The organism is Rahnella selenatireducens, assembly GCF_046449555.1.
Taxonomy (GTDB): domain Bacteria; phylum Pseudomonadota; class Gammaproteobacteria; order Enterobacterales; family Enterobacteriaceae; genus Rahnella; species Rahnella selenatireducens.
The window spans coordinates 685,578-706,948 of sequence record NZ_JBKEZJ010000001.1; the positions used below are offsets into that span (position 1 = coordinate 685,578).

The following is a 21,371-nucleotide window of genomic DNA, read 5'->3' on the forward strand; positions in this document are numbered from 1 at the left end:
AAGTAAAGTTTTCGTCAGCAAATAGAAAATTTAAGATAATTCGTATAAAAAAATCCGCAGGCTTTCGCACTGCGGATTTTTATTACTGAGGCTATTTAGCGCTTAGCCCAGCTGTTTACGCGCGTTACGGAACATACGCATCCACGGGCTGTCTTCGCCCCACTCTTCCGGATGCCATGAGTTGCTGACGGTACGGAAGACACGCTCAGGGTGCGGCATCATGACGGTGACGCGGCCTGAGAGGTTGGTGACAGCGGTGATGCCGTTCGGAGAACCGTTCGGGTTGGCCGGATAGTTTTCAGTCGCCTGACCGTTGTTGTCGACGAAACGCAGCGCCACCAGATTGCTGTGTTCGATCTGCGCCAGATGCGCGGCATCACGGACTTCCACATGGCCTTCGCCGTGGGAAACGGCGATTGGCATACGTGAACCGGCCATGCCCTGCATGAACATCGACGGGCTGGCAGTCACTTCAACCAGGCTGAAACGCGCTTCGAAGCGGTCAGACAGGTTGCGCACAAAGCGCGGCCAGTGTTCTGCGCCCGGGATCAGCTCTTTCAGGTTCGACATCATCTGGCACCCGTTACACACGCCCAGCGCCAGCGTTTGCGGACGGTGGAAGAATTCAGCGAACTCTTCACGTACGCGTTCATTAAACAGAACAGACTTCGCCCAGCCTTCGCCCGCGCCCAGCACGTCACCGTAAGAGAAACCGCCGCACGCGACCAGCGTGTGGAAGTCCTGCAAATCACGGCGACCTGCCAGCAAATCGCTCATATGCACGTCAACCGCATCGAAACCAGCGCGATGGAAAGCCGCCGCCATTTCAACGTGGGAGTTCACGCCCTGCTCACGCAGCACGGCTACTTTCGGACGCGCACCTTTCGCAATGTAAGGCGCTGCCACGTCTTCATCCGGCGCAAAGTTCAGTTTCACGTTCAAACCCGGATCAAGATCGTTGGTTTTGGCCTGATGTTCCTGATCGGCACATTCCGGGTTATCGCGCAGGCGCTGCATCTGCCAGGTGGTTTCTGCCCACCAGGTGCGCAACGTGGTGCGGCTTTCGCTGTACACCGGCTTATCGCCCTGCGTAATGATGAAGCGGTCGCCGGTTTCAACTGTACCGAGGTAATGCGTGCAATCTGCCAGACCAAACTGTGCCAGCGTATGCTCGACGGCTTCGCGGTCAGTAGCACGAACCTGAATCACTGCACCCAGTTCTTCGTTAAACAGCGCCGCCAGAGAATCGTTGCCCAGCGTCGCGATATCCGCCGTCAGCCCACAGTGACCGGCAAAGGCCATTTCCGCCAGCGTAACCAGCAAACCACCGTCGGAACGGTCATGGTAGGCCAGCAGTTTCTGTTCAGAAACCAACGCCTGCATGGCGTTGAAGAAGCCACCGAGTTGTTCAGCACTGCGCACATCCGCTGACGTGTTGCCGAGCTGACGATAAACCTGCGCCAGCGCCGTCGCGCCCAGAGCGTTGTGACCGGCACCCAGATCCACCAGCAGCAATGCGGTGTCGCCTTTATCGGTGCGCAGTTGTGGCGTCACGGTATGACGCACGTCTTCAACGCGGGCAAATGCTGTGATGACCAGAGACAACGGTGAAGTCATCTCGCGTTGTTCGTTGCCTTCCTGCCAGCGGGTTTTCATCGACATGGAGTCTTTGCCCACCGGAATGGTGATGCCCAGCGCCGGACAGAGCTCTTCGCCGACCGCTTTCACCGCTGCATATAAACCGGCATCTTCGCCCGGGTGACCAGCCGCAGACATCCAGTTAGCAGAAAGCTTAACGCGTTTTAGGCTGCCGATTTCGACCGCGGCCAGGTTAGTCAGTGCTTCACCGACGGCCATGCGGCCAGAAGCGGCAAAGTCCAGCAAGGCGATTGGCGCACGTTCGCCCAGAGACATCGCTTCACCGTGATAGCTGTCGAGGCTGGCGGTAGTGACCGCGCAGTCAGCCACCGGGATCTGCCACGGCCCGACCATCTGATCGCGTGCCACCATACCGGTCACGGTACGGTCGCCAATGGTGATCAGGAAGGTTTTCTCCGCCACAGCAGGAAGATGCAGAACGCGGTTTACCGCTTCGGCAATCTGAATATTTTCACCGTTGAGATCGTCGCCCTTCGCTTTCAGCGTGGTGACGTCACGTGTCATTTTCGGAGTTTTACCCAGCAGCACGTCCAGCGGCATATCAATCGGCTGGTTGTCGAAATGGCTGTCTTCCAGAGACAGATGCATTTCTTCTGTGGCTTCACCGATCACCGCGTAAGGCGCGCGCTCACGTTTACAGATGGCATCGAACTGCGCCAGCTGAGCCGGTGCAACCGCCATGACGTAACGTTCCTGCGATTCGTTACACCAGACTTCCAGCGGGCTCATGCCCGGTTCGTCGTTCAGGATGTCACGCAACTGGAAGCGGCCGCCACGATTGCCGTCGCTGACCAGTTCAGGCATCGCGTTGGATAAACCGCCTGCGCCCACGTCATGGATAAACAGAATCGGGTTGGCTTCACCGAGCTGCCAGCAGCGGTCGATCACTTCCTGGCAACGGCGTTCCATTTCGGGGTTGTCGCGCTGTACGGAAGCAAAATCCAGATCCGCGTCAGACTGGCCGGAGGCCATTGAAGAAGCCGCACCGCCGCCCAGACCGATATTCATCGCCGGGCCGCCGAGCACAATCAGTTTCGCGCCAACGGTGATTTCACCTTTCTGCACGTGATCAGCACGGATGTTGCCGATACCGCCCGCCAGCATGATCGGTTTGTGATAACCGCGCAGCTCAGGGCCATTGTGGCTGTTGACGTTTTCTTCGTAAGTTCGGAAGTAGCCCAGCAGCGCCGGACGACCAAATTCGTTGTTGAAGGCTGCGCCGCCCAGCGGGCCGTCAGTCATAATATCCAGCGCGGTAACGATACGATCCGGCTTACCGAAGTCCTCTTCCCACGGCTGTTCGAAACCCGGAATACGCAGGTTAGAAACGGAGAAACCGACCAGACCGGCTTTTGGTTTTGCACCGCGACCGGTTGCGCCTTCGTCACGGATTTCACCGCCGGAACCTGTCGCCGCCCCCGGCCACGGAGAGATCGCCGTCGGGTGGTTATGGGTTTCAACCTTCATCAGGATGTGCGCCTGCTCCTGATGGAAATCGTACAGGCCGTCTTTCGCATCGGCGTAGAAACGGCCGACCTGCGAACCTTCCATTACGGCTGCGTTATCTTTGTACGCGGAAAGCACGTGATCAGGCGTCTGTTCGAAGGTGTTTTTGATCATCTTGAACAGGGATTTCGGCTGCGTTTCGCCGTCGATAATCCAGTCAGCGTTGAAGATTTTATGGCGGCAATGCTCTGAGTTTGCCTGTGCGAACATATACAGTTCGATGTCAGTCGGGTTGCGCCCCAACGACGTAAAGGCTTCCATCAGGTAATCAATTTCGTCCTGCGCCAGCGCCAGACCCAGTTTGGTATTGGCGGTTTCCAGCGCGATACGGCCTTCGCCGAGAATATCGACATGCTGAACCGGTGCAGGCTGTTGCTGAGCGAATAGCGCGCTGGCGTCTTCGAGCTTGCCAAAGACGGTTTCCACCATGCGGTCATGCAGCAATGCGCCCAGCTGCGCCCATTGTGCTTCGGTCAGTTCAGGGGCCTGAACGTAAAACGCCAGACCGCGCTCAAGGCGAAGAACCTGAGATAAACCGCAGTTGTGTGCAATATCAGTCGCCTTGGAAGACCACGGAGAAATGGTGCCAGGGCGCGGGGTAACCAGCAGTAAACGACCTGTTGGCGCGTGTTCAGCGAGAGAAGGACCGTATTTCAGGAGGCGTTGCAGCTTGGTTTGTTCGTCCGAATTCAGCGGCGCGCTGACATCGGCAAAGTGTACATATTCGGCGTAGATATCATTGACCGGAAGGCGTGCTTCCTGACAGCGGGATAATAATTTATTAATGCGAAAAGCCGACAAAGCGGGCGAACCACGCAGTATTTCCATAATCACAGATCTCTCGTCTTCGAAGACACTGACCACAGTGCTTCATTGGGCGCAACAGGGGGAAAACGCGGGCTATTATAAAGAAAGCTGACGGCATACGAAACCGTTTGCGCAGGGATTCTTGATATTCATTTATAACCTTTCAAAGATCATGGTTAATATGAATAAAGTTGCAGACTGACGTTTTGTTGAGCAAAATGCGACAGCACTGGGGATATAACCATAGAAACTGCACAGCATATCGTAAAATACAAGAGCGCTGCAGCGAGATAACTATTTGACGCGACTAAAAATTAACTATGTTCTGATGGGGATTGCCGCCCTGTTGCTGGCGCTGGCCTTATGGCCTGCTGTCCCGTGGCACAGAGGCGAAGGCGACCAGTTGGATCAGATAAAATCCCGTGGAGAATTGCGCGTAAGCACGCTCAATTCTCCACTGACTTTTATGGACTCCCCGGAAGGCAATCTCGGTTTCGATTATGAACTGGCTAAACGCTTCGCAGATTATCTGGGCGTGAAACTGGTTGTAAATCAGCACACCACGATCGAGTCCATGTTCGACAGTCTGGACAATGATAAAACCGATATGCTGGCCTCCGGGCTGGTGTACAACAATGCGCGCCTGAAAAACTACCGTGCCGGGCCGGAATACTATTCCGTTTCTCAGCAATTGGTTTACCGGCAGGGTGCCGTTCGTCCGAAAAGCTTTGCGGATGTAAAAGGTTCGCTGGTGGTTTCTGCCGGCAGCGCACACATCCTGACACTGGAAGCCGCCGCCAAAAAATACCCTGACCTGACCTGGACCACGACGGACAAGCTTTCGCCGCGCGACCTGCTGCAGCAAGTTGAGAACGGTAAACTCGATTACACGCTGGGGGATTCCGTCACCATCGCCCTGATGCAGCGCGTTTACCCTCGTCTGGCCGTGGCCTTTGATGCCACGGAAGATGAGCCGGTGACCTGGTATTACCGCAAGGAACCGGATGACGACAGCCTTTCTGCGGCGATGCTGGACTTTTTCAGTCAAATTTCCGAAGACGGTACGCTGGAGAAGCTTGAGGAGAAATACCTCGGGCACGTCGGCGATTTTGATTATGTAGATACGCGGACGTTCCTGAACGCCATCGACAGCACGCTACCGGTCTTACAGCCGCTGTTTGAAAAATACGCGGAAAAAATTGACTGGCGGCTGCTGGCGGCGATTGCTTATCAGGAATCACACTGGGATCCACAGGCTAAATCGCCGACTGGCGTGCGTGGTGTGATGATGCTGACCCGCACCACGGCGGATGGCCTGAATGTAGATGACCGGACCGATGCCGAGCAAAGTATCCGCGGGGGCGCGCTGTATCTGTCGCATCTGATGGATAAGATGCCGGAATCGATTCCTGAAGATGAACGGATCTGGTTTGCGCTGGCGGCGTACAACATGGGTTACAGCCACATGCTCGACGCCCGTAAGCTGACAGCGCAGCAAAAAGCCAACCCGGACAGCTGGGCCGATGTGAAACAACGTCTGCCCATGCTTAACCAGAAGCGCTATTTCAGCCGTACAACGTATGGCTACGCGCGCGGCACGCAGGCGTACAACTATGTGGAAAACATTCGCCGGTATCAGCTCAGTCTGGTCGGGTATCTGATGGAGAAAGAGAAGCAACAGGCGCAGAAAGCGGCGTTGCAGGCTCAGCTCGGTCAGGGTTATCCCGTCGTGGACGCTAAAGAAGCCCTGGCGCCATAGCGTTTACAGCGGGCAAAAGGGCTTATTCTTCTGAGGTATAACCGGCTTGCGCAGCGCGCTCTGCCAGCCGCAGTGCTTTTTTCTGGCTACGGCGTAAACGAAAGAACGCGCTCAGCTGTTCTGAACATTCTTCCGCTAAAACGCCCGGCAGAATTTCCACCTGATGATTCATGCCCGGATGGCGCAGAACGTCCAGCAGGGAACCGGCGGCGCCGGTTTTGGCATCCGCTGCGCCATACACCACGCGGCGGATACGGCTGTGGATCATCGCCCCTGCGCACATCACACAAGGTTCAAGCGTGACGTACAGCGTGGCGTCCAGCAGACGGTAATTTTGTACGGCACTTCCGCCAAGGCGCAGCGCCATAATTTCCGCATGCGCAGTCGGATCATGATGACCGATAGACCGGTTCCAGCCTTCACCAATCACCTGGTTATCCAAAACCAGCACCGCGCCCACCGGCACTTCGCCTTCATCCTGCGCTTTCAGCGCCAGATTCATGGCATATCGCATCCAGTGTTCGTGCTCTTTCATCTCTGCTAACCCATTACCCAACTCTGCGTCCGACACGTCAACCTCAATCTCTTTTTAGCGGCCAGCAGTATACCTGTGTCATCCCAATGCAAACAGGCCGGAAACCGGCCTGTTTGAGTATGACAGTTAAGATGATGCTGCGGCGGCTAAATTATTCCAGTTGCTGGAGTTCACCCTGCTTGCTGACGCGAAAGCGGTGTTCACAAAAAAACAGCAGCGGGTTGTCCTGCTTACTGTCGCTGTAGCCGCTGTAAAGTTTCAGCGGCGAACCAATGCGACGTTCAAGCTGGACGACTTTTTCCTCGCCCAGACAGCGCAGAGGCAGTACCCAGCCGCCTTTACCGCGCGCAATGCGGCTGCCCACCAGACGCACTTTTGGAAGAAACAGCGACGCGTTATACACCTGTTGCACCAGATTTTCCGGTGAACCGGTGATCAGCCACACTTCGGTATCATCACTGTCGAGGTATTCACGCAACCGCCGCTGTACGACCGGGAACTCCACCACTTTGTGGCGAAACGCCGTGACAAACTGCAATTCCAGCGCTTTAAGCCGGGCTTCGCTGTGACCAAAAGTAATCGACCAGAGCAGCAAACTCATCGGCCAGCGTGCGGCCCGTCCGTGCATCACCAACCCTATCGCCACCAGAGGCAAAACAGGGATCACCAGAATCAGGTTCTGCGGCATCCGCCGGAGCAAAAACCGCAAAAAACTCCCGAACATGTCCTGCTGGTGCAGCGTTCCATCAAGATCAAAAAACACGACCCGTCGATCAGGCTTCGTACTCAATCCGTTACTCCTCGGGATCGTTGAACCCCATCAGCCAGGTAAAAATAAAACCAGCCAATACCGTAATGACTAAACCGGCGAGATACAACATGACTTTGCCGGAAATAATGGTCAGCGCCAGCGGCAATCCGGAAATACCAAAAGTGATCACCGTCGCGACTTTCCAGTAACAGATTAGCGCACCGCCGACCGCACCGCCTAAGCAGGCACCGATAAAAGGCCGTCCCAGCGGTAATGTCACCCCAAAAATCAGCGGTTCCCCGATGCCTAAAATACCGACCGGCAGCGCGCCTTTAATCACTTTTTTCAGCCGCGCATTGCGGGTTTTCATGTATACCGCCATCGCTGCACCAACCTGTCCGACGCCTGCCATCGCCAGAATAGGCAGTAACGGGTTAGAACCGTGCGCCTGAATTAGCTCAACGTGGATCGGCACCAGCCCCTGATGTAACCCCGACAATACCAGCGGCAGGAAAGCGCCTGCCAGCACCGCACCGACCAGCAAACCGCCTTTATCTATTGCGATATTAACGCCGTGGGCGATGCCGTCAGAAATGAAACCACCGATGGGTTGCAGGATGACAATGGCCAGCGTGGCGGTAATCAGCGTGGTAATCAGCGGATTCAGGATCAGCTCGACCGACTCAGGCAGTAAATTACGCAGCCGTTTTTCAAGCCAGCACATCAGGGCTACCACAAGAAGCACCGCGATTACCCCACCGCGACCCGGCTGCAACGTTTCGCCAAACAGCGTAATTTGAGCCAGCGCCGGGCTGGAGAGAATGCCAGCCATCACGCCGCCCATCGCCTGTGAACCACCGAATACGCGGGCCGCATTCACGCCCACGAGAATATTCATGATGGCGAAAACCGCGCCGCCAAAAACCGCTAACAACCCGAGAATATTCGGGAAATCCGTGGCAATGGAACCGGCAATATCTGGCCGCTTGAGCAGGTTGATAATGCCCATGATCAGACCCGACGCGATAAAGGCCGGGATCAGCGGGATAAAGACATCAGCCAGTTTGCGCAGCGCCCCGCTCATCGGCGCGGAGTATTTGGCTTTCGCGCTGGCTTTGTTACGCGCGATATCATTTGGAACCGGCGCATCCACCGTGCCGAGCAACGCGCGCATGGCATCCACGACTTTCGCCGCCGCACCTGGCCCGACGATAAACTGATGCTGATCGCCCTGCTTGAGGTAGCCTTTAATGCCCTCCAGCGTTTTCAGGCGGGTCAGATCCAGCCGCGCGTCGTCATGCACTTCCACGCGCACACGGGTCATGCAGTTTTCCAGTTTGCTGATATTTACTTCGCCGCCGACACCCTGCAAAATTTGTGACGCTAAGAGATTCGTTTTATCCATCGCCATGCTTTTCTCTCCGTATTATTCCGCCAGAGCAGCGCGCAGGAATCCATTATGCTGACTCAGGCGTGCCTTCGCTGCGGACGCATCAATACCGGCCAGCAGCATCAGGATGGCCGGTTTAACGTCAAAATCAGTTTGCGATAATGCCTGTTCAGCGTCAGCACGCGAGGCTCCCGTGGCTTCGACCACGATGCGGCAGGCACGATCGACGAGCTTCACGTTGGTGGCTTTTACATCGACCATCAGGTTCTGGTAAACCTTGCCGGTTTTGACCATTGCGCCGGTCGAAATCATATTCAGCACCAGTTTTTGCGCCGTGCCGGATTTCAGACGGGTCGAACCGGTCAGGGCTTCCGGGCCAACCACCGGAGAAATAGCGATATTTGCCTCACAGGCAATCGGGGAATCCGGGTTACAGGAAATGGCGACTGTCGCGCATCCCCGTTCCGTTGCGTAGCGCAGTGCGCCGATGACGTAAGGCGTGCGGCCGCTGGCAGCAAGCCCGACGACTGTATCTTTGTCCGTCAGGTTGAGGTTTTTTAAATCTTCCACGCCCAGCGTTTCACTGTCTTCCGCGCCTTCCACGGCTTTCAGCATCGCACCAGGCCCGCCGGCAATCAGCCCGACCACCATGCCGTGCGGCACGCCAAAGGTCGGCGGGCATTCGGACGCATCGAGAACGCCGAGGCGGCCACTGGTTCCGGCGCCGAGATAAATCAACCGGCCACCGGCTTTAAAAGAGGCCGCAGCGCTGTCTACCGCTTTCGCTATTTCCGGTAAAACTTTCTGAATCGCTTCCGGCACTTTACGATCCTGCTGGTTGAAGCAGGTCACCAGCTCAAGCGTGGACATCTCATCCAGATTCATGGTTTCCGGATTACGTGTTTCTGAAACGAGGGTGCCCAAATTCGCGGTGTGATTCATGATGTTCTCCTGAATTTTTAATTCAAATTAATTAATTATTATTTGAATATTTTATTCATCATTGCGAGGAATATTTGCTATTTTAGATAATATAATCCGTAAAACGTGACGTAAGTATTCAGAGAGGCTGGGATAACCCACCATGAGTTGCATGATCCGCATCCGCCAGCTTTACCCGACACTGGCACAAAATGACCGCAAACTGGCTGACTTTTTACTGGCGCAGCCGGAGCAGGCGCGCCATCTGAGTTCGCAGAAACTGGCTGAAATGGCCGGAGTCAGCCAGTCCGGCGTGGTGAAATTCGCCCAGAAACTGGGCTATAAAGGCTTTCCCGCGCTGAAATTGGCCATGAGTGAGTCGCTGGCGTCCCCCAATAACAGTGAGCCGGTTACCGTCCATAATCAGATTCTGAGTACGGACAGCCTGCACGTTGTCGGGGAAAAACTGCTGGCCGAAAAGCAGTCTGCGCTGCGTGCTACGCTGGACATCAACAGCGAACCTCGCCTGCAAATTGCCCTCTCAATGCTGACTGATGCCAGAAAAATTGTGCTGACGGGCATCGGCGCGTCAGGGCTGGTCGCGAAAGATCTGGCGTATAAATTGCTTAAAATTGGCGTCACTGCCATCGCGGAATCCGATACGCACGTGCTGATTGCCACCGTTCAGGCACTGTCAAAAGACGATTTATTGCTGGCAATTTCCTCCAGCGGTGAGCGCAGTGAAATCAATCTGGCGGCACGGGTGGCGAAAGAAAGTGGCGCAAAAGTGCTGGCACTGACTGGCTTCTCGCCAAATTCATTACAGCAGCAGGCTGACCATTGCCTGTATACGGTCGCCGAATTACCGGCAACCCGAGGTGCGGCGCTTTCGGCCACCACGGCGCAATCTTCCCTGACGGATTTACTTTTTGTTGCGCTGGTTCAGCAAGATACAGAGCATGCACCGGAACGGATCCGCCACAGCGAAGAGCTGGTGAAAAAGCTGGTTTGATCAGGATCATTTGAGGTGTGGAAAGGCGTGAGTGCGGATCCTACGCCAGCGCAATTCTGCTATACTGCGCGCCCTGATTATTGAAGATACGAGAAAGACTATGGCCCTGCTGATCACACACAAATGCATAAATTGCGATATGTGCGAACCGGAGTGCCCGAATCAGGCGATTTCGATGGGCAATGAGATCTATGAAATCGACAGCGATCGCTGTACGGAATGTATCGGTCATTACGATAAACCGACCTGTCAGAGTGTCTGCCCGATCGACAATACGATCATCATCAATCCAGAGCATAAAGAAACCAATGAAGCGCTGTGGGATAAATTCGTGGTACTGCATCACACCGTATAATTCACGGCGTGATGCACAGAATTAATTTTCGATAATCACGGTTGCACAGGCATAACGGCGTTCATCAGCCAGCGTGACATGCACCGATTTCACGCCCATTTCTGCCGCCATTTCCGCTGCGCGCGCATGGAATACCAGCCCCGGTTTCCCGAGGCTGTCATTGACCACTTCAAATTGCTCAAATGCCAGACCGTTGCGGATCCCGGTTCCCAACGCTTTTGCTGCGGCTTCTTTGACCGCAAAACGCTTGGCCAGAAAGCGAACCGGCTGCTGATGTTGCTGGTAAACAGCCCATTCATTCGCGCACAGAATACGGCGCGCCAGCCGGTCACCGCTGCGTTCAATCACAGCTTCGATACGGGTGATTTCAACGATATCCGTACCTAAACCTAAAATGCTCATTAACGGCGTGCTTCCCGCATCAGGTTTTTCATTTCACGCACGGCACCGGACAATCCGTCAATCACTGCCTGGCCGATAATTGCGTGGCCGATGTTCAGTTCATGCATTTCCGGCAGGACCGCAATCGGCTGCACGTTATGGTAAGTCAGGCCGTGGCCCGCATTAACCTTCAGGCCTTTGCCTGCGGCATAGGCTGCACCTTGTTTGATGCGTTCCAGTTCCGCAAGACGCTCAAGATCGGTTTGGGCTTCAGCGTAAGCGCCGGTGTGAATTTCAATATAAGGCGCGCCGACGGCAACTGCGGCGTCAATCTGACGCAAATCCGGGTCGATAAACAGGGAAACCAGAATACCCGCTTCGCTGAGACGGGAAACGGCGACTGTCATTTTGTCGAGCTGACCGGCCACGTCCAGCCCACCTTCGGTGGTCACTTCTTCACGTTTTTCCGGCACCAGGCAGCAGAAATGCGGCAGAATTTCACAGGCGATCCCGACCATTTCATCGGTCACGGCCATTTCCAGATTCATACGGGTCTGGATAGTCTGGCGCAAAAGACGCACATCACGGTCGGTGATATGGCGGCGATCTTCGCGCAGGTGAACAGTAATGCCGTCCGCCCCCGCCTGCTCGGCGATAAATGCAGCCTGGACCGGATCAGGATAAGCCGTACCACGCGCATTACGCAGTGTCGCGATGTGATCAATGTTAACGCCCAACAGCAACTCAGCCATAACAGCTCCAGATTTTGAATGGATTGATTTAAGAATGGAACAAAAACGATTTCCGCAGTTTACACCTTACCGTATGTCAGGGTGTAGAGCGGAGTCTGAATTAACCGGCAGAATTGTCAGAAGATGAGACGGGCTTTTTAACCTGAAACTGGCGGAACAGCTCCCGACTTTTCAGCGGTTTCCCACCGAGATATGGCTTCAGCGCCATGCGCGTGAAACGTTTGGCGGCGCGCAAAGTGACGACGTCGAATTCACGACTGGCGAGGGCTTTTAAATCCCTGCCGGTGAAACTGGAATTGTCGATAACCAGACTGGCGGTAAACCCTTTCTCTTCGCGGTAACGGTAAGTCATGGTGTCACTGACTTCTTCGCCGCTGCCTGCGCAATGCAGAAAATCCACGCCGTAGCCCAGATGATACAAAAGGGATAATTCGAACTGGCGCAGGGCATATTCCGGCGAGCCTGTGGCACCGGCCAGATTTTGCAGACAATTTAGATAATCGAAGAATAAGGCGGAATAGTTGGCTTCCTGCTCGAGTACGCGGGAAACCAGCTCATTGACGTACAGACCGCTGTAAAGCATTAAACCAGAAAGAGGAAGTGCCAGAGAAACCGGCTCGGCGTTGCGCAGGGTTTTGACTTCTCCACGCCCGCTCCAGCGAACCAGTAAAGGCGTAAAAGGCTGCAGGCAGCCTTTCAGATTGGACCGGCGGCCACGCGCACCTTTAGCTAGTATGCGTACCCGCCCTTGTCCCTCAGTGAAGAGATCCAGCATTAGGCTGGTTTCACTGTAAGGTCGCCCATGCAAAACAAATGCGCGTTGCCAGCCTTCCATAGGCGCGGACCTTATAAGTCGTCTACATAACCCAGGCTGCGCAATGCACGTTCGTCATCTGCCCAGCCGGATTTGACCTTAACCCACAACTCAAGATGGACTTTCGCTTCGAACATGTTTTCCATGTCCTGCCGGGCTTCGATGCCAATCGTCTTGATTTTAGAGCCTTTGTTACCGATAACCATTTTCTTCTGGCCTTCACGTTCAACCAGAATCAGGCCATTGATATCGTAACCACCACGCTCGTTGGTGACGAAACGTTCGATTTCAACGGTAACTGAATACGGTAGCTCTTCGCCCAGGAAACGCATCAGTTTTTCACGGATGATTTCAGAGGCCATAAAGCGCTGTGAACGGTCGGTAATATAATCTTCCGGGAAGTGATGAATCGCTTCCGGCAGACGTTTACGAACCAAAGCCGCGATGGTGTCTACGTTTGTCCCTTTCTCAGCAGAGATAGGCACGATATCGACGAAGTTCATCTGCTCGCTAAGGAACTGCAAATGTGGCAGTAATTTAGATTTGTCAGTGACGTTATCAATCTTGTTGATAGCCAGCAGAACCGGCGATTTCAAATCACGCAGTTTGTTGACGACCATTTCGTCATCGGCAGTCCAGTTCGTGCCTTCAACCACGAAGATCACCAGTTCAACATCACCAATTGAGCTGCTTGCAGCACGGTTCATCAGGCGGTTGATTGCACGTTTTTCTTCGATGTGCAGCCCCGGAGTATCCACGTAAATAGCCTGATAAGGCCCTTCGGTATGGATGCCCATGATGCGGTGACGCGTGGTTTGTGGTTTGCGTGAAGTAATGGAGATTTTTTGCCCCAATAATTCATTAAGCAATGTAGATTTGCCGACGTTGGGACGGCCTACGATTGCAACAAAACCACAGTAACTTTTTTCTTCGCTCATTCAAGCTCCAGCTGTATCAGCGCTTGTTCCGCTGCCGCCTGCTCGGCTTTTCGGCGACTTGAACCGGTTCCTACAACCGGTTGGTTCAAGCCACTGACCTGGCAGTGGATGGTAAACTCCTGATCGTGCGCTTCACCGCGAACCTGCACAACCAGATAAGAAGGCAACGGCAGATGGCGACCTTGCAAAAACTCCTGTAAACGGGTTTTTGGGTCCTTCTGCTTATCACCGGGACTGATTTCGTCTAAACGACTACGGTACCAATCGAGAATCAGCTTTTCGACGGTCTGGATATCACTGTCCAGGAACACGCCGCCAATGAGTGCCTCCACCGTATCCGCAAGAATTGACTCACGGCGGAAACCACCACTTTTCAATTCGCCCGGCCCTAAACGCAGACATTCGCCGAGATCGAATTCACGTGCCATTTCAGCTAACGTATTTCCACGTACCAACGTGGCACGCATACGACTCATATCTCCCTCGTCAACACGAGGAAAACGATGGTACAAAGCGTTAGCAATTACATAACTAAGAATTGAGTCACCCAGGAACTCTAAACGCTCATTGTGTTTACTGCTGGCGCTGCGGTGAGTCAGTGCCTGCAATAAAAGCTCCTGCTGTTGAAAAGTGTAGCCCAGCTTCCGCTGAAGCCTGTTTATTACGATGGGATTCATGAGTTACCAATAGATCAAGAATGCGTCAAAAACTTCAGCATACGGAACAGGCCTGCTTCGCCCTAAGCCAATCCAAAGCTGTTTCGTTTGCAAAGGCTCCCTCTGTTCTTTTGTTTTTTTGTTCTTTTCAAAGAAAAAACTAAAAATCTGGGGGGCCAACTTTTATCGCCCGAAAGGATATTCTACAACGGGTGAAAATATAATGCTGCGCTAATATACCTGCCAAAACAGAAGTTGCAGGAGCAATAGCTTCCTGCAACTTGAATTATCGGGTTACTGACGCCGGCAGATTAATGAATGCCACCAATACGGCTTAAACGAACTCCGGTCGGCCATTCACCTTCCTGCTTTTTAAAGCTCATCCAGATTGCAGAAGCTCTGCCCACTAAATTCTGTTCTGGCACGAAGCCCCAATAACGGCTGTCTGCGCTGTTATCACGGTTATCGCCCATCATGAAATAATGGCCGGCCGGAACAACCCAGGTTCCCAGAGGCTGACCCGGCTGCTGGTAATACGCACCCAGCTGATCACGCGCGCCAGGCACGGTCAGAATACGGTGAGTCACGTTGCCCAGCGTTTCATTGCGTTGCACCAAACGAATGCCGTCTTGCGGAACGTTACCGGTCGGTGGAGTCTCAAAGAAACCGCTGCTTGCTTCGCCACCAGAAGACTGGCCGAAAGTCTGTACAAAATCACTGGCTGTACCCGTGTCGTAGGTCACCGCAAGCGCCGTATTGCAACTCTGACCATTTTCACAGGCAGGCTGAACGGTCACCTGCTTGCTGAACGGGTCATAGGTTACGCGGTCGCCCGGCATCCCTACTAAACGTTTAATATAGTCAATGCTAGGATCACGCGGGTATTTAAATACCACCACGTCGCCACGTTTTGGTTCGCCAGTCGGAATAAGCTTGGTCTGAGTGATCGGATCTTTCAGACCATAGGCGTATTTTTCCACCACAATGAAATCGCCAATCAACAGCGTTGGCATCATTGAACCGGACGGGATCTGGAAAGGCTCATAAATAAATGAACGCACCACGAACACGACTAACAATACCGGGAATACAGAAGCACAGGTTTCCACCCAGCCAGGCTGTTTCGCGACCTTACTCAGCGTGACGTCGTCAACTGCACCGCCAGTTTCGGCCTTAATTTTAGCAATTTTAGCCCGACGTGCAGGTGCAAGCTTGAAACGATCAAGGCACCAGATAATCCCTGATACCAGCGTTGCAATCGCCAGAATCAGGGCAAACATGTTAGCCATGCATACTCCCTACAACTCAATTAAGGATTTACTTGCTTTCTTTGCCCACGTGCAGAATGGCCAGGAACGCTTCCTGCGGTAACTCTACGTTACCCACTTGTTTCATACGTTTCTTACCATCTTTCTGCTTCTGCAACAGTTTTTTCTTACGGCTGACGTCACCGCCATAACATTTGGCGAGAACGTTTTTACGTAATTGCTTAACCGTCGAACGGGCAATGATGTGAGCACCAATCGCCGCCTGGATGGCAATATCGAACTGCTGACGCGGGATTAATTCCTGCATTTTCTCAACCAGCTGGCGCCCACGGAATTGTGAGTTGCCACGGTGAGTGATCAGCGCCAGCGCATCCACGCGGTCGCCGTTGATTAGAACATCAACACGCACCATGTCTGAAGTCTGGAAACGTTTGAAATTGTAATCAAGAGACGCATAGCCACGCGAAGTCGACTTAAGACGGTCGAAGAAATCGAGCACGACTTCCGCCATTGGAATTTCGTAAGTCAGTGCAACCTGATTACCGTGATAAACCATGTTGGTCTGCACGCCACGTTTCTCAATACATAACGTGATCACGCTGCCCAGATATTCCTGTGGCATCAGCATGTGACATTCGGCAATCGGTTCACGTAATTCGAGAATGTTGTTCAGCGCAGGCAATTTAGACGGGCTGTCGACATATACGGTTTCGTTGCCGGTCGTCAGGACTTCATACACAACCGTCGGTGCGGTGGTGATCAGATCCAGATCGTATTCGCGTTCCAGACGTTCCTGAATGATTTCCATGTGCAACAGACCAAGGAAACCGATACGGAACCCAAAGCCCAGCGCCGTAGAACTTTCTGGCTCGTAGAACAGGGAAGCATCGTTGAGGCTCAGTTTGCCCAACGCGTCACGGAAGTTCTCGTAATCATCGGAACTGACCGGGAACAGGCCAGCATAAACCTGTGGTTTCACTTTCTTAAAACCAGGCAGGACTTTATCAGCAGGGTTGCGGGCAAGCGTTAAGGTATCGCCAACCGGCGCGCCCAAAATGTCTTTGATCGCGCAAACCAACCAGCCCACTTCGCCGCAATTCAGGATGTCTTTATCAACACGTTTAGGCGTGAAAATACCCAGACGATCGGCGTTATACACCTGTCCGGTACTCATCACTTTAATTTTGTCACCTTTTCTCATGGTACCGTTTTTGATACGAACCAGAGAAACCACGCCAAGGTAATTATCAAACCAGGAGTCAATGATCAGCGCCTGCAGAGGGGCTTCCGGATCACCTTCCGGTGGAGAGATATCACGAACCAGACGTTCCAGCACTTCCGGCACGCCAACGCCGGTTTTCGCTGAGCAGCGCACGGCGTCGGTTGCATCGATACCCACGATATCTTCGATTTCCTGCGCAGCGCGATCGGGATCTGCAGCCGGCAAGTCAATTTTGTTAAGAACCGGAACAACTTCCAGATCCATTTCCATCGCGGTGTAGCAGTTTGCCAGCGTCTGCGCTTCTACGCCCTGACCGGCATCGACCACCAGCAACGCACCTTCACAGGCGGCCAGAGAACGCGAAACTTCATAAGAGAAGTCAACGTGTCCCGGGGTATCGATAAAGTTCAGATGATAAACCTGACCATCTTTCGCTTTGTAATCGAGGGTAACGCTTTGCGCTTTAATGGTGATGCCGCGTTCACGTTCCAGATCCATTGAATCGAGAACCTGCGCTTCCATTTCACGATCGGACAAGCCACCGCAAATTTGAATAATACGGTCTGACAGCGTCGACTTACCGTGGTCAATGTGGGCAATAATGGAGAAATTTCGTATATGCTTCATTATAAAAGTTTTTCTGCCTTGGTATTTCTGAATCATTCGCCATGAACATACAGCGACGGTTTGTAGGTTGGCTGTCTTTCGCCTAAGTCGCAGCATTCTACATGCCAGTACGGTGAAAACCTAGTCTCGGCACGCCCTAACTCCAGATTATGCGAGCTTTCCCATCAGGAAGAGGCCAACTTTTCATTTATTTTCATATGTTGTCTCTGCGCGTCATACTACAACTTCCATTAATCATGGGTCTGGCAGATGCAAAAGCCTCGTATTTATTTTAGGAAAATACCCATATACAAAAACCGGAATGGCAACATAATATATTGTTATAAAAAGAAAATAACTCCCCCCAATCGACTAAATTCTTAATTACTGTCTTCTTTAAACAACTTTTTTTTTAATTCAATCCGGTCACAAGGTTAACGATATGATCAATGAAGGGCGGCTGCTCAGTCAGCATGGCTTTGCCAAAGCCAACTCTTGGATCACTCTGGTCCTGTCAGTTTTGTTACTGATTGGCGGCGCAGTGCAAATAGCATTCCTGCTGGCTTTCGGTCACACCGCCGCCGGGCTCCACAGCGTTGCAGTGTCTGCTTTACTCAGCATTGCGCTGGGGATTGTCCTTATGATGATGAGGCGGCTAATACGGCCAAATCAAATCTATCAGCTGCATGAAAACGGTATTTTAGTTATAAGCCAGACGGATAAAAAGAACCGTTTTATTCCTTTTGAACGGATTATGGATATATATCGTTTCAGAACGGGTAAATACACACGTCGTATTTTAAACACCATGATTTTTCGTGAAGAAAATAACAAAACGTGGCACCGGATCACGCCAAACATTGCGCATTCCGAACGATTAATCGAAGTCATTAAAAATGAACAGCTAATGTTTCGTGGACCGTGGGCATTAAATACTTTGGCTCAGGGTGGAGATATAATTTTTACCCGCCTGCTCAATGCTCGCTGCGGATTGAAATGGTTTATCAGCTCCAACTTTCTGGCGACACACGAAAAAAGGATCAGGCTGAGCGCGCTGATGCTGACGACAGATGAAGGGAAAATGGTACCCGTTGAGGACATTCAGTTTATCAGCGGTGGCAGCAACAGCCCGCTGATCAGATTACTGGATAAGCACGGTCGGATCCTGTTTTCCGTCCCTTATACTTCGCTCTCAAGCGCCGATCTGTTTATCGCATTGATCGAGCATATGATTCAGAACAGGATCCCCGTCAGAAACTAAAAATGCCACTGAATCAGAAGAAACAGTGGCATTTATCCGCATCATGAATTGAGACGTTTTTACGAAGGTAATTCGCTGTCAGTAGAGTAGCGGAATGCATTAGGAGGTAATCCGACCTGCAACACCACCGGCTGATAACCGGCTTTGCCATCGACTTTTGCCGCCAGTGCTTTCGCAATCAGGAAGCCCAGCCCGCCGCCCAGCACTGCACCAATAACCGCATACATATCTTCCTTCAGCAGAGCCTGTAACAATCCGCCGCCGGCAATCACACCAAACAGTGGTGTCATGTAAACCAAAAACGCTGAACGTAAAAGACTTCCCTCAGGGATCCCCAGTTCGACTTTCTGGCCCGGTTCCAGACGTTCATTGATGCTGACCTGAAGATTATGCTCGGTTTGTGGCCCTAATTCGTTCAAAACCCGGGCGCCACATCCTGAACGTGAATGGCAGCTACTGCACCCAGCCTGCGTCTCACAACGCAGCGTTGCAATACCATTTTGCCACGAGATAACCGTGGCCCATTCTTTCATCATGTGATCACCCGTTTTTAAGCCAAAAGTCATTTTGCGGAGAATACGACACTGTCAGCAATACGCTTAGCAGTTGAAGGTGGCAGTTCGCCGACGACAGTAATCTCATTGCCGTTGCGAATTTCTGTCTGCACCGTTCTGCGCCCCTGTCTGATCAACTGCTCAGAAGGCCCGCTAGTGGTAGCGCTGATATTGACGGAGAAACTGAACAATCCATCGGTATACAGACGTGATTCTATCGTGACCGGCATATTTGGCAAGTTTCGGCGACTACTTGCCACTTCCGTCACACCGGCCGGAAGCCATTTCACCTGCCAGCTGAATTTTGCCTGCTCTGAAGCAGGTAAAGAAAGCACCGGAGGTAAACTTGCCTTCTCGAGATCAGCCAGCGTGCTGATGACTTGGTTTCCATCATCAAAGCTGATGACACGGAACTGCTCCAGTGTCTCACCATCTCTGTCTAACAGATCTACCCGCATCGGTAATTTCGTCTGCTCGTCTACCCAGATAACGTAACTGAAACGCGTGCCATCACGCGAAACGACTCGGATCACCTGACTCAGACGATCTGCCGCACGGGCGCGGCCTACGGCAATAAAGTCGTAGTATTTTGAAAGCAGGGAGAAATCGCTGAAAACGATGGAAGGAAGGGAATCAACGATATGATCGCCATCCAGAGTGAAAGGCTGCAACCCGGTCTCAAAGTAACTGATGTCTTTTCCGCGCTGGACAATTTCACGGCGCGGCCCATCCATCAGAACCAGTTGAGCGAGCAAGACTTCCTTCGAGACAGCATGACGATAGCGAAAGGAGTCAATCCCCTGCTTCGTAATGTTGATAAACCCCATTTCATAATTCAGCGACTGGCTGGCAGTACCCATTTCTTGTAATAACGCCCCGGAAGTAGGTTCTGCCGAGGCGATACTTGAAGAAAGCAGGCTACCTGTCGCTAAACAAACGGCAAACCAAAATTGCTTCATTACTGCGTTTGCGTTCCTAAAGACTGAGTTCCTGGGACCTGAACAGCGGCTTGCTGCGGGGTAATCGGTTCGAGTTGAAGCTGCTCTGAATGCAAGCGTCGCTGCAATTCGTAATCCTGCAACATAGCATTGATACGCTTGCGTTGCTCCTGCACATTTTGCTGCCCGCTGGTAGTATTGCCTTCATTTGGCACGCCGAAGCTGACCGGAGAAGCTTTACCCATCATTGGTAACGTGTTGAATGCAGGGGTTTCCGGAGAGGCACCCGATACGTCAGGCTGATTGTAGTGCTGAACACCCACAATCACGGCCAGAGACACACATGCGGCCACACCAATCTGCGTCAGCTGGCTCGCCCAAGGACGAACTTTGTGCCAGAAAGGCATTTTCTGCCAGGTATGAGGCTGAGGCTGCGATTCTGTTGCTGAACCCGGCACCAGTTTAACCGGCTCATTTGCCAGCGCTGCGGCCACACGGTCTGCGATATCCAGATGCACCACATTCCCAATATCACCGCGTAGTGCATCGCGGATCAAATGATAACTCTGCCAGCTTTGCTGAAGCTTATTATCCGTTGATAAAGAACTTAACAGTTCAGAATCAATCGCTTCACCATCCATCAGAGCGGAAAGCTTTTCTTTCTGCATGCCTAAGTACCCTTCCTGTGTCCGTCATCTCTAACGCTGGATGAGCGGTTGAACTTTGTTATCAATTGCTTCCCGGGCACGGAATATACGGGATCTGACCGTACCCACCGGACAATCCATGATGGCGGCTATTTCTTCATAGCTCAACCCATCCAACTCCCTCAAGGTAATCGCCATGCGAAGATCTTCAGGAAGTGCTTCAATAGTACGGAAAACTATCTGCCGCAACTCTTCAGACAACATCAAGTTCTCAGGGTTCGAAATTTCTTTCAGGGCGCCGCCACTTTCGAAATTTTCGGCTTCATTTGCGTCGACGTCACTTGAAGGCGGACGTCGTCCCTGAGCAACCAGATAATTTTTCGCTGTGTTGACTGCAATACGGTACAGCCAAGTATAAAAAGCACTGTCGCCGCGGAAAGATTCCAGCGCGCGATACGCTTTAATAAAAGATTCCTGAACCACATCAGGCACATCGCCCTGTGGCACATAGCGGGATACAAGGCTCGCTACCTTATGCTGGTAACGGATAACCAGTAAATTGAACGATTTTTGATCACCCTTCTGGACCCGCTCAACCAGAACTTGATCGGCTAACTGCTCGCTCATCCGAGGTAAAAT

Annotated in this window: 20 protein-coding genes; 4 read left to right on the forward strand and 16 right to left on the reverse strand. The window is 52.7% G+C overall.

The features are described 5' to 3' along the window. Positions 1-102: 102 nt before the first annotated feature. Complete coding sequence (purL, locus tag ACLBVC_RS03295) at positions 103-3,996, reverse strand: phosphoribosylformylglycinamidine synthase (RefSeq protein WP_410148098.1); 3,894 nt, start codon at positions 3,994-3,996, stop codon at positions 103-105. Positions 3,997-4,270: 274 nt separating this feature from the next. Between purL and mltF the strand changes: the two genes are divergently transcribed. Continuing rightward, a complete protein-coding gene (gene mltF / locus ACLBVC_RS03300; RefSeq protein ID WP_410148029.1) occupies positions 4,271-5,731 on the forward strand; it encodes a membrane-bound lytic murein transglycosylase MltF in 1,461 nt (486 codons plus the stop codon). A gap of 22 nt (positions 5,732-5,753) precedes the next feature. Here the strand turns inward: mltF and tadA are convergent, their stop codons facing one another. The 4 genes from tadA to murQ form a co-directional block, all read right to left on the reverse strand. Further along, positions 5,754-6,266, reverse strand: a complete 513-nt coding sequence (gene tadA, locus ACLBVC_RS03305) for a tRNA adenosine(34) deaminase TadA (protein ID WP_410148031.1) — start codon at positions 6,264-6,266, stop codon at positions 5,754-5,756. Positions 6,267-6,417: 151 nt separating this feature from the next. Further along, the gene (gene yfhb / locus ACLBVC_RS03310; RefSeq protein ID WP_410148032.1) at positions 6,418-7,056 is read right to left on the reverse strand and encodes a phosphatidylglycerophosphatase C; all 639 of its coding nucleotides are present in this window, start codon (positions 7,054-7,056) and stop codon (positions 6,418-6,420) included. A 4-nt stretch (positions 7,057-7,060) separates the two neighbouring features. Then, positions 7,061-8,422, reverse strand: a complete 1,362-nt coding sequence (locus ACLBVC_RS03315) for a PTS transporter subunit EIIC (protein ID WP_410148100.1) — start codon at positions 8,420-8,422, stop codon at positions 7,061-7,063. Positions 8,423-8,443: 21 nt separating this feature from the next. Further along, positions 8,444-9,349 carry an N-acetylmuramic acid 6-phosphate etherase gene (murQ, locus tag ACLBVC_RS03320; protein WP_410148034.1) on the reverse strand — a complete coding sequence of 302 codons (906 nt, stop codon included), beginning with the start codon at positions 9,347-9,349 and terminating at the stop codon, positions 8,444-8,446. Positions 9,350-9,491: 142 nt separating this feature from the next. Here murQ and ACLBVC_RS03325 point away from each other — a divergent pair, with 142 nt between their 5' ends. Next, positions 9,492-10,340: a MurR/RpiR family transcriptional regulator gene (locus ACLBVC_RS03325; RefSeq protein ID WP_410148036.1), complete on the forward strand. Its 849-nt coding sequence runs from the start codon at positions 9,492-9,494 to the stop codon at positions 10,338-10,340. Between the two features lie 64 nt (positions 10,341-10,404). Further along, a complete protein-coding gene (locus tag ACLBVC_RS03330; RefSeq protein ID WP_410148101.1) occupies positions 10,405-10,695 on the forward strand; it encodes a YfhL family 4Fe-4S dicluster ferredoxin in 291 nt (96 codons plus the stop codon). A 21-nt stretch (positions 10,696-10,716) separates the two neighbouring features. Here ACLBVC_RS03330 and acpS read toward each other — a convergent pair whose 3' ends face one another. The 7 genes from acpS to lepA all read right to left on the reverse strand — a co-directional run bounded on the left by acpS (position 10,717) and on the right by lepA (position 17,353). Continuing rightward, positions 10,717-11,097, reverse strand: a complete 381-nt coding sequence (acpS, locus tag ACLBVC_RS03335) for a holo-ACP synthase (protein WP_152327820.1) — start codon at positions 11,095-11,097, stop codon at positions 10,717-10,719. Further along, positions 11,097-11,828 carry a pyridoxine 5'-phosphate synthase gene (gene pdxJ / locus ACLBVC_RS03340; protein ID WP_410148038.1) on the reverse strand — a complete coding sequence of 244 codons (732 nt, stop codon included), beginning with the start codon at positions 11,826-11,828 and terminating at the stop codon, positions 11,097-11,099. Before pdxJ ends, acpS begins: the two co-directional genes overlap by 1 nt. Before the next feature lie 100 nt (positions 11,829-11,928). After that, entirely contained in the window at positions 11,929-12,663 is a 735-nt protein-coding gene (recO, locus tag ACLBVC_RS03345) for a DNA repair protein RecO (RefSeq protein ID WP_410148039.1), read from the reverse strand. A gap of 11 nt (positions 12,664-12,674) precedes the next feature. Next, positions 12,675-13,580 (reverse strand): GTPase Era, encoded by a 906-nt coding sequence (gene era, locus ACLBVC_RS03350; protein ID WP_152327817.1) that lies wholly within the window; start codon positions 13,578-13,580, stop codon positions 12,675-12,677. After that, on the reverse strand, positions 13,577-14,257 hold the full coding sequence (gene rnc, locus ACLBVC_RS03355) for a ribonuclease III (protein ID WP_013576719.1): 681 nt from the start codon (positions 14,255-14,257) through the stop codon (positions 13,577-13,579). Before rnc ends, era begins: the two co-directional genes overlap by 4 nt. Positions 14,258-14,547: 290 nt before the next feature. Next, the gene (gene lepB, locus ACLBVC_RS03360; RefSeq protein ID WP_410148040.1) at positions 14,548-15,525 is read right to left on the reverse strand and encodes a signal peptidase I; all 978 of its coding nucleotides are present in this window, start codon (positions 15,523-15,525) and stop codon (positions 14,548-14,550) included. Positions 15,526-15,553: 28 nt separating this feature from the next. Further along, positions 15,554-17,353, reverse strand: coding sequence for a translation elongation factor 4 (gene lepA, locus ACLBVC_RS03365; RefSeq protein ID WP_410148042.1), 1,800 nt, complete (start codon positions 17,351-17,353; stop codon positions 15,554-15,556). Positions 17,354-17,774: 421 nt separating this feature from the next. Here lepA and ACLBVC_RS03370 point away from each other — a divergent pair, with 421 nt between their 5' ends. Next, the gene (locus ACLBVC_RS03370) at positions 17,775-18,593 is read left to right on the forward strand and encodes a DUF6585 family protein (protein ID WP_410148043.1); all 819 of its coding nucleotides are present in this window, start codon (positions 17,775-17,777) and stop codon (positions 18,591-18,593) included. Positions 18,594-18,652: 59 nt separating this feature from the next. On the opposite strand, the gene rseC is transcribed toward ACLBVC_RS03370, so the two are convergent. Genes rseC through rpoE form a run of 4 tightly spaced genes read right to left on the reverse strand, consistent with a single transcriptional unit; the run spans position 18,653 to position 21,359 of the window. Further along, positions 18,653-19,129, reverse strand: coding sequence for a SoxR-reducing system protein RseC (gene rseC, locus ACLBVC_RS03375; protein ID WP_410148045.1), 477 nt, complete (start codon positions 19,127-19,129; stop codon positions 18,653-18,655). Between the two features lie 26 nt (positions 19,130-19,155). Then, positions 19,156-20,106 (reverse strand): sigma-E factor regulatory protein RseB, encoded by a 951-nt coding sequence (gene rseB / locus ACLBVC_RS03380; protein WP_410148047.1) that lies wholly within the window; start codon positions 20,104-20,106, stop codon positions 19,156-19,158. Continuing rightward, positions 20,106-20,753, reverse strand: coding sequence for an anti-sigma-E factor RseA (gene rseA / locus ACLBVC_RS03385; RefSeq protein WP_410148049.1), 648 nt, complete (start codon positions 20,751-20,753; stop codon positions 20,106-20,108). Before rseA ends, rseB begins: the two co-directional genes overlap by 1 nt. Positions 20,754-20,783: 30 nt before the next feature. Continuing rightward, on the reverse strand, positions 20,784-21,359 hold the full coding sequence (gene rpoE, locus ACLBVC_RS03390; protein WP_037040184.1) for an RNA polymerase sigma factor RpoE: 576 nt from the start codon (positions 21,357-21,359) through the stop codon (positions 20,784-20,786). Positions 21,360-21,371: the final 12 nt, after the last annotated feature.

Bases quoted from the DNA above. Each gene is read 5' to 3' on its own strand.
- ACLBVC_RS03325 (WP_410148036.1), top strand. From the start codon at position 9,492: ATGAGTTGCATGATCCGCATCCGCCAGCTTTACCCGACACTGGCACAA.
- rseB (WP_410148047.1), bottom strand. From the start codon at position 20,106: ATGAAGCAATTTTGGTTTGCCGTTTGTTTAGCGACAGGTAGCCTGCTT.
- rpoE (WP_037040184.1), bottom strand. From the start codon at position 21,359: ATGAGCGAGCAGTTAGCCGATCAAGTTCTGGTTGAGCGGGTCCAGAAG.
- lepB (WP_410148040.1), bottom strand. From the start codon at position 15,525: ATGGCTAACATGTTTGCCCTGATTCTGGCGATTGCAACGCTGGTATCA.
- acpS (WP_152327820.1), bottom strand. From the start codon at position 11,097: ATGAGCATTTTAGGTTTAGGTACGGATATCGTTGAAATCACCCGTATC.
- ACLBVC_RS03315 (WP_410148100.1), bottom strand. From the start codon at position 8,422: ATGGATAAAACGAATCTCTTAGCGTCACAAATTTTGCAGGGTGTCGGC.
- recO (WP_410148039.1), bottom strand. From the start codon at position 12,663: ATGGAAGGCTGGCAACGCGCATTTGTTTTGCATGGGCGACCTTACAGT.
- rseC (WP_410148045.1), bottom strand. From the start codon at position 19,129: ATGATGAAAGAATGGGCCACGGTTATCTCGTGGCAAAATGGTATTGCA.
- pdxJ (WP_410148038.1), bottom strand. From the start codon at position 11,828: ATGGCTGAGTTGCTGTTGGGCGTTAACATTGATCACATCGCGACACTG.
- rnc (WP_013576719.1), bottom strand. From the start codon at position 14,257: ATGAATCCCATCGTAATAAACAGGCTTCAGCGGAAGCTGGGCTACACT.
- rseA (WP_410148049.1), bottom strand. From the start codon at position 20,753: ATGCAGAAAGAAAAGCTTTCCGCTCTGATGGATGGTGAAGCGATTGAT.
- murQ (WP_410148034.1), bottom strand. From the start codon at position 9,349: ATGAATCACACCGCGAATTTGGGCACCCTCGTTTCAGAAACACGTAAT.
- tadA (WP_410148031.1), bottom strand. From the start codon at position 6,266: ATGAAAGAGCACGAACACTGGATGCGATATGCCATGAATCTGGCGCTG.
- era (WP_152327817.1), bottom strand. From the start codon at position 13,580: ATGAGCGAAGAAAAAAGTTACTGTGGTTTTGTTGCAATCGTAGGCCGT.
- ACLBVC_RS03370 (WP_410148043.1), top strand. From the start codon at position 17,775: ATGATCAATGAAGGGCGGCTGCTCAGTCAGCATGGCTTTGCCAAAGCC.
- lepA (WP_410148042.1), bottom strand. From the start codon at position 17,353: ATGAAGCATATACGAAATTTCTCCATTATTGCCCACATTGACCACGGT.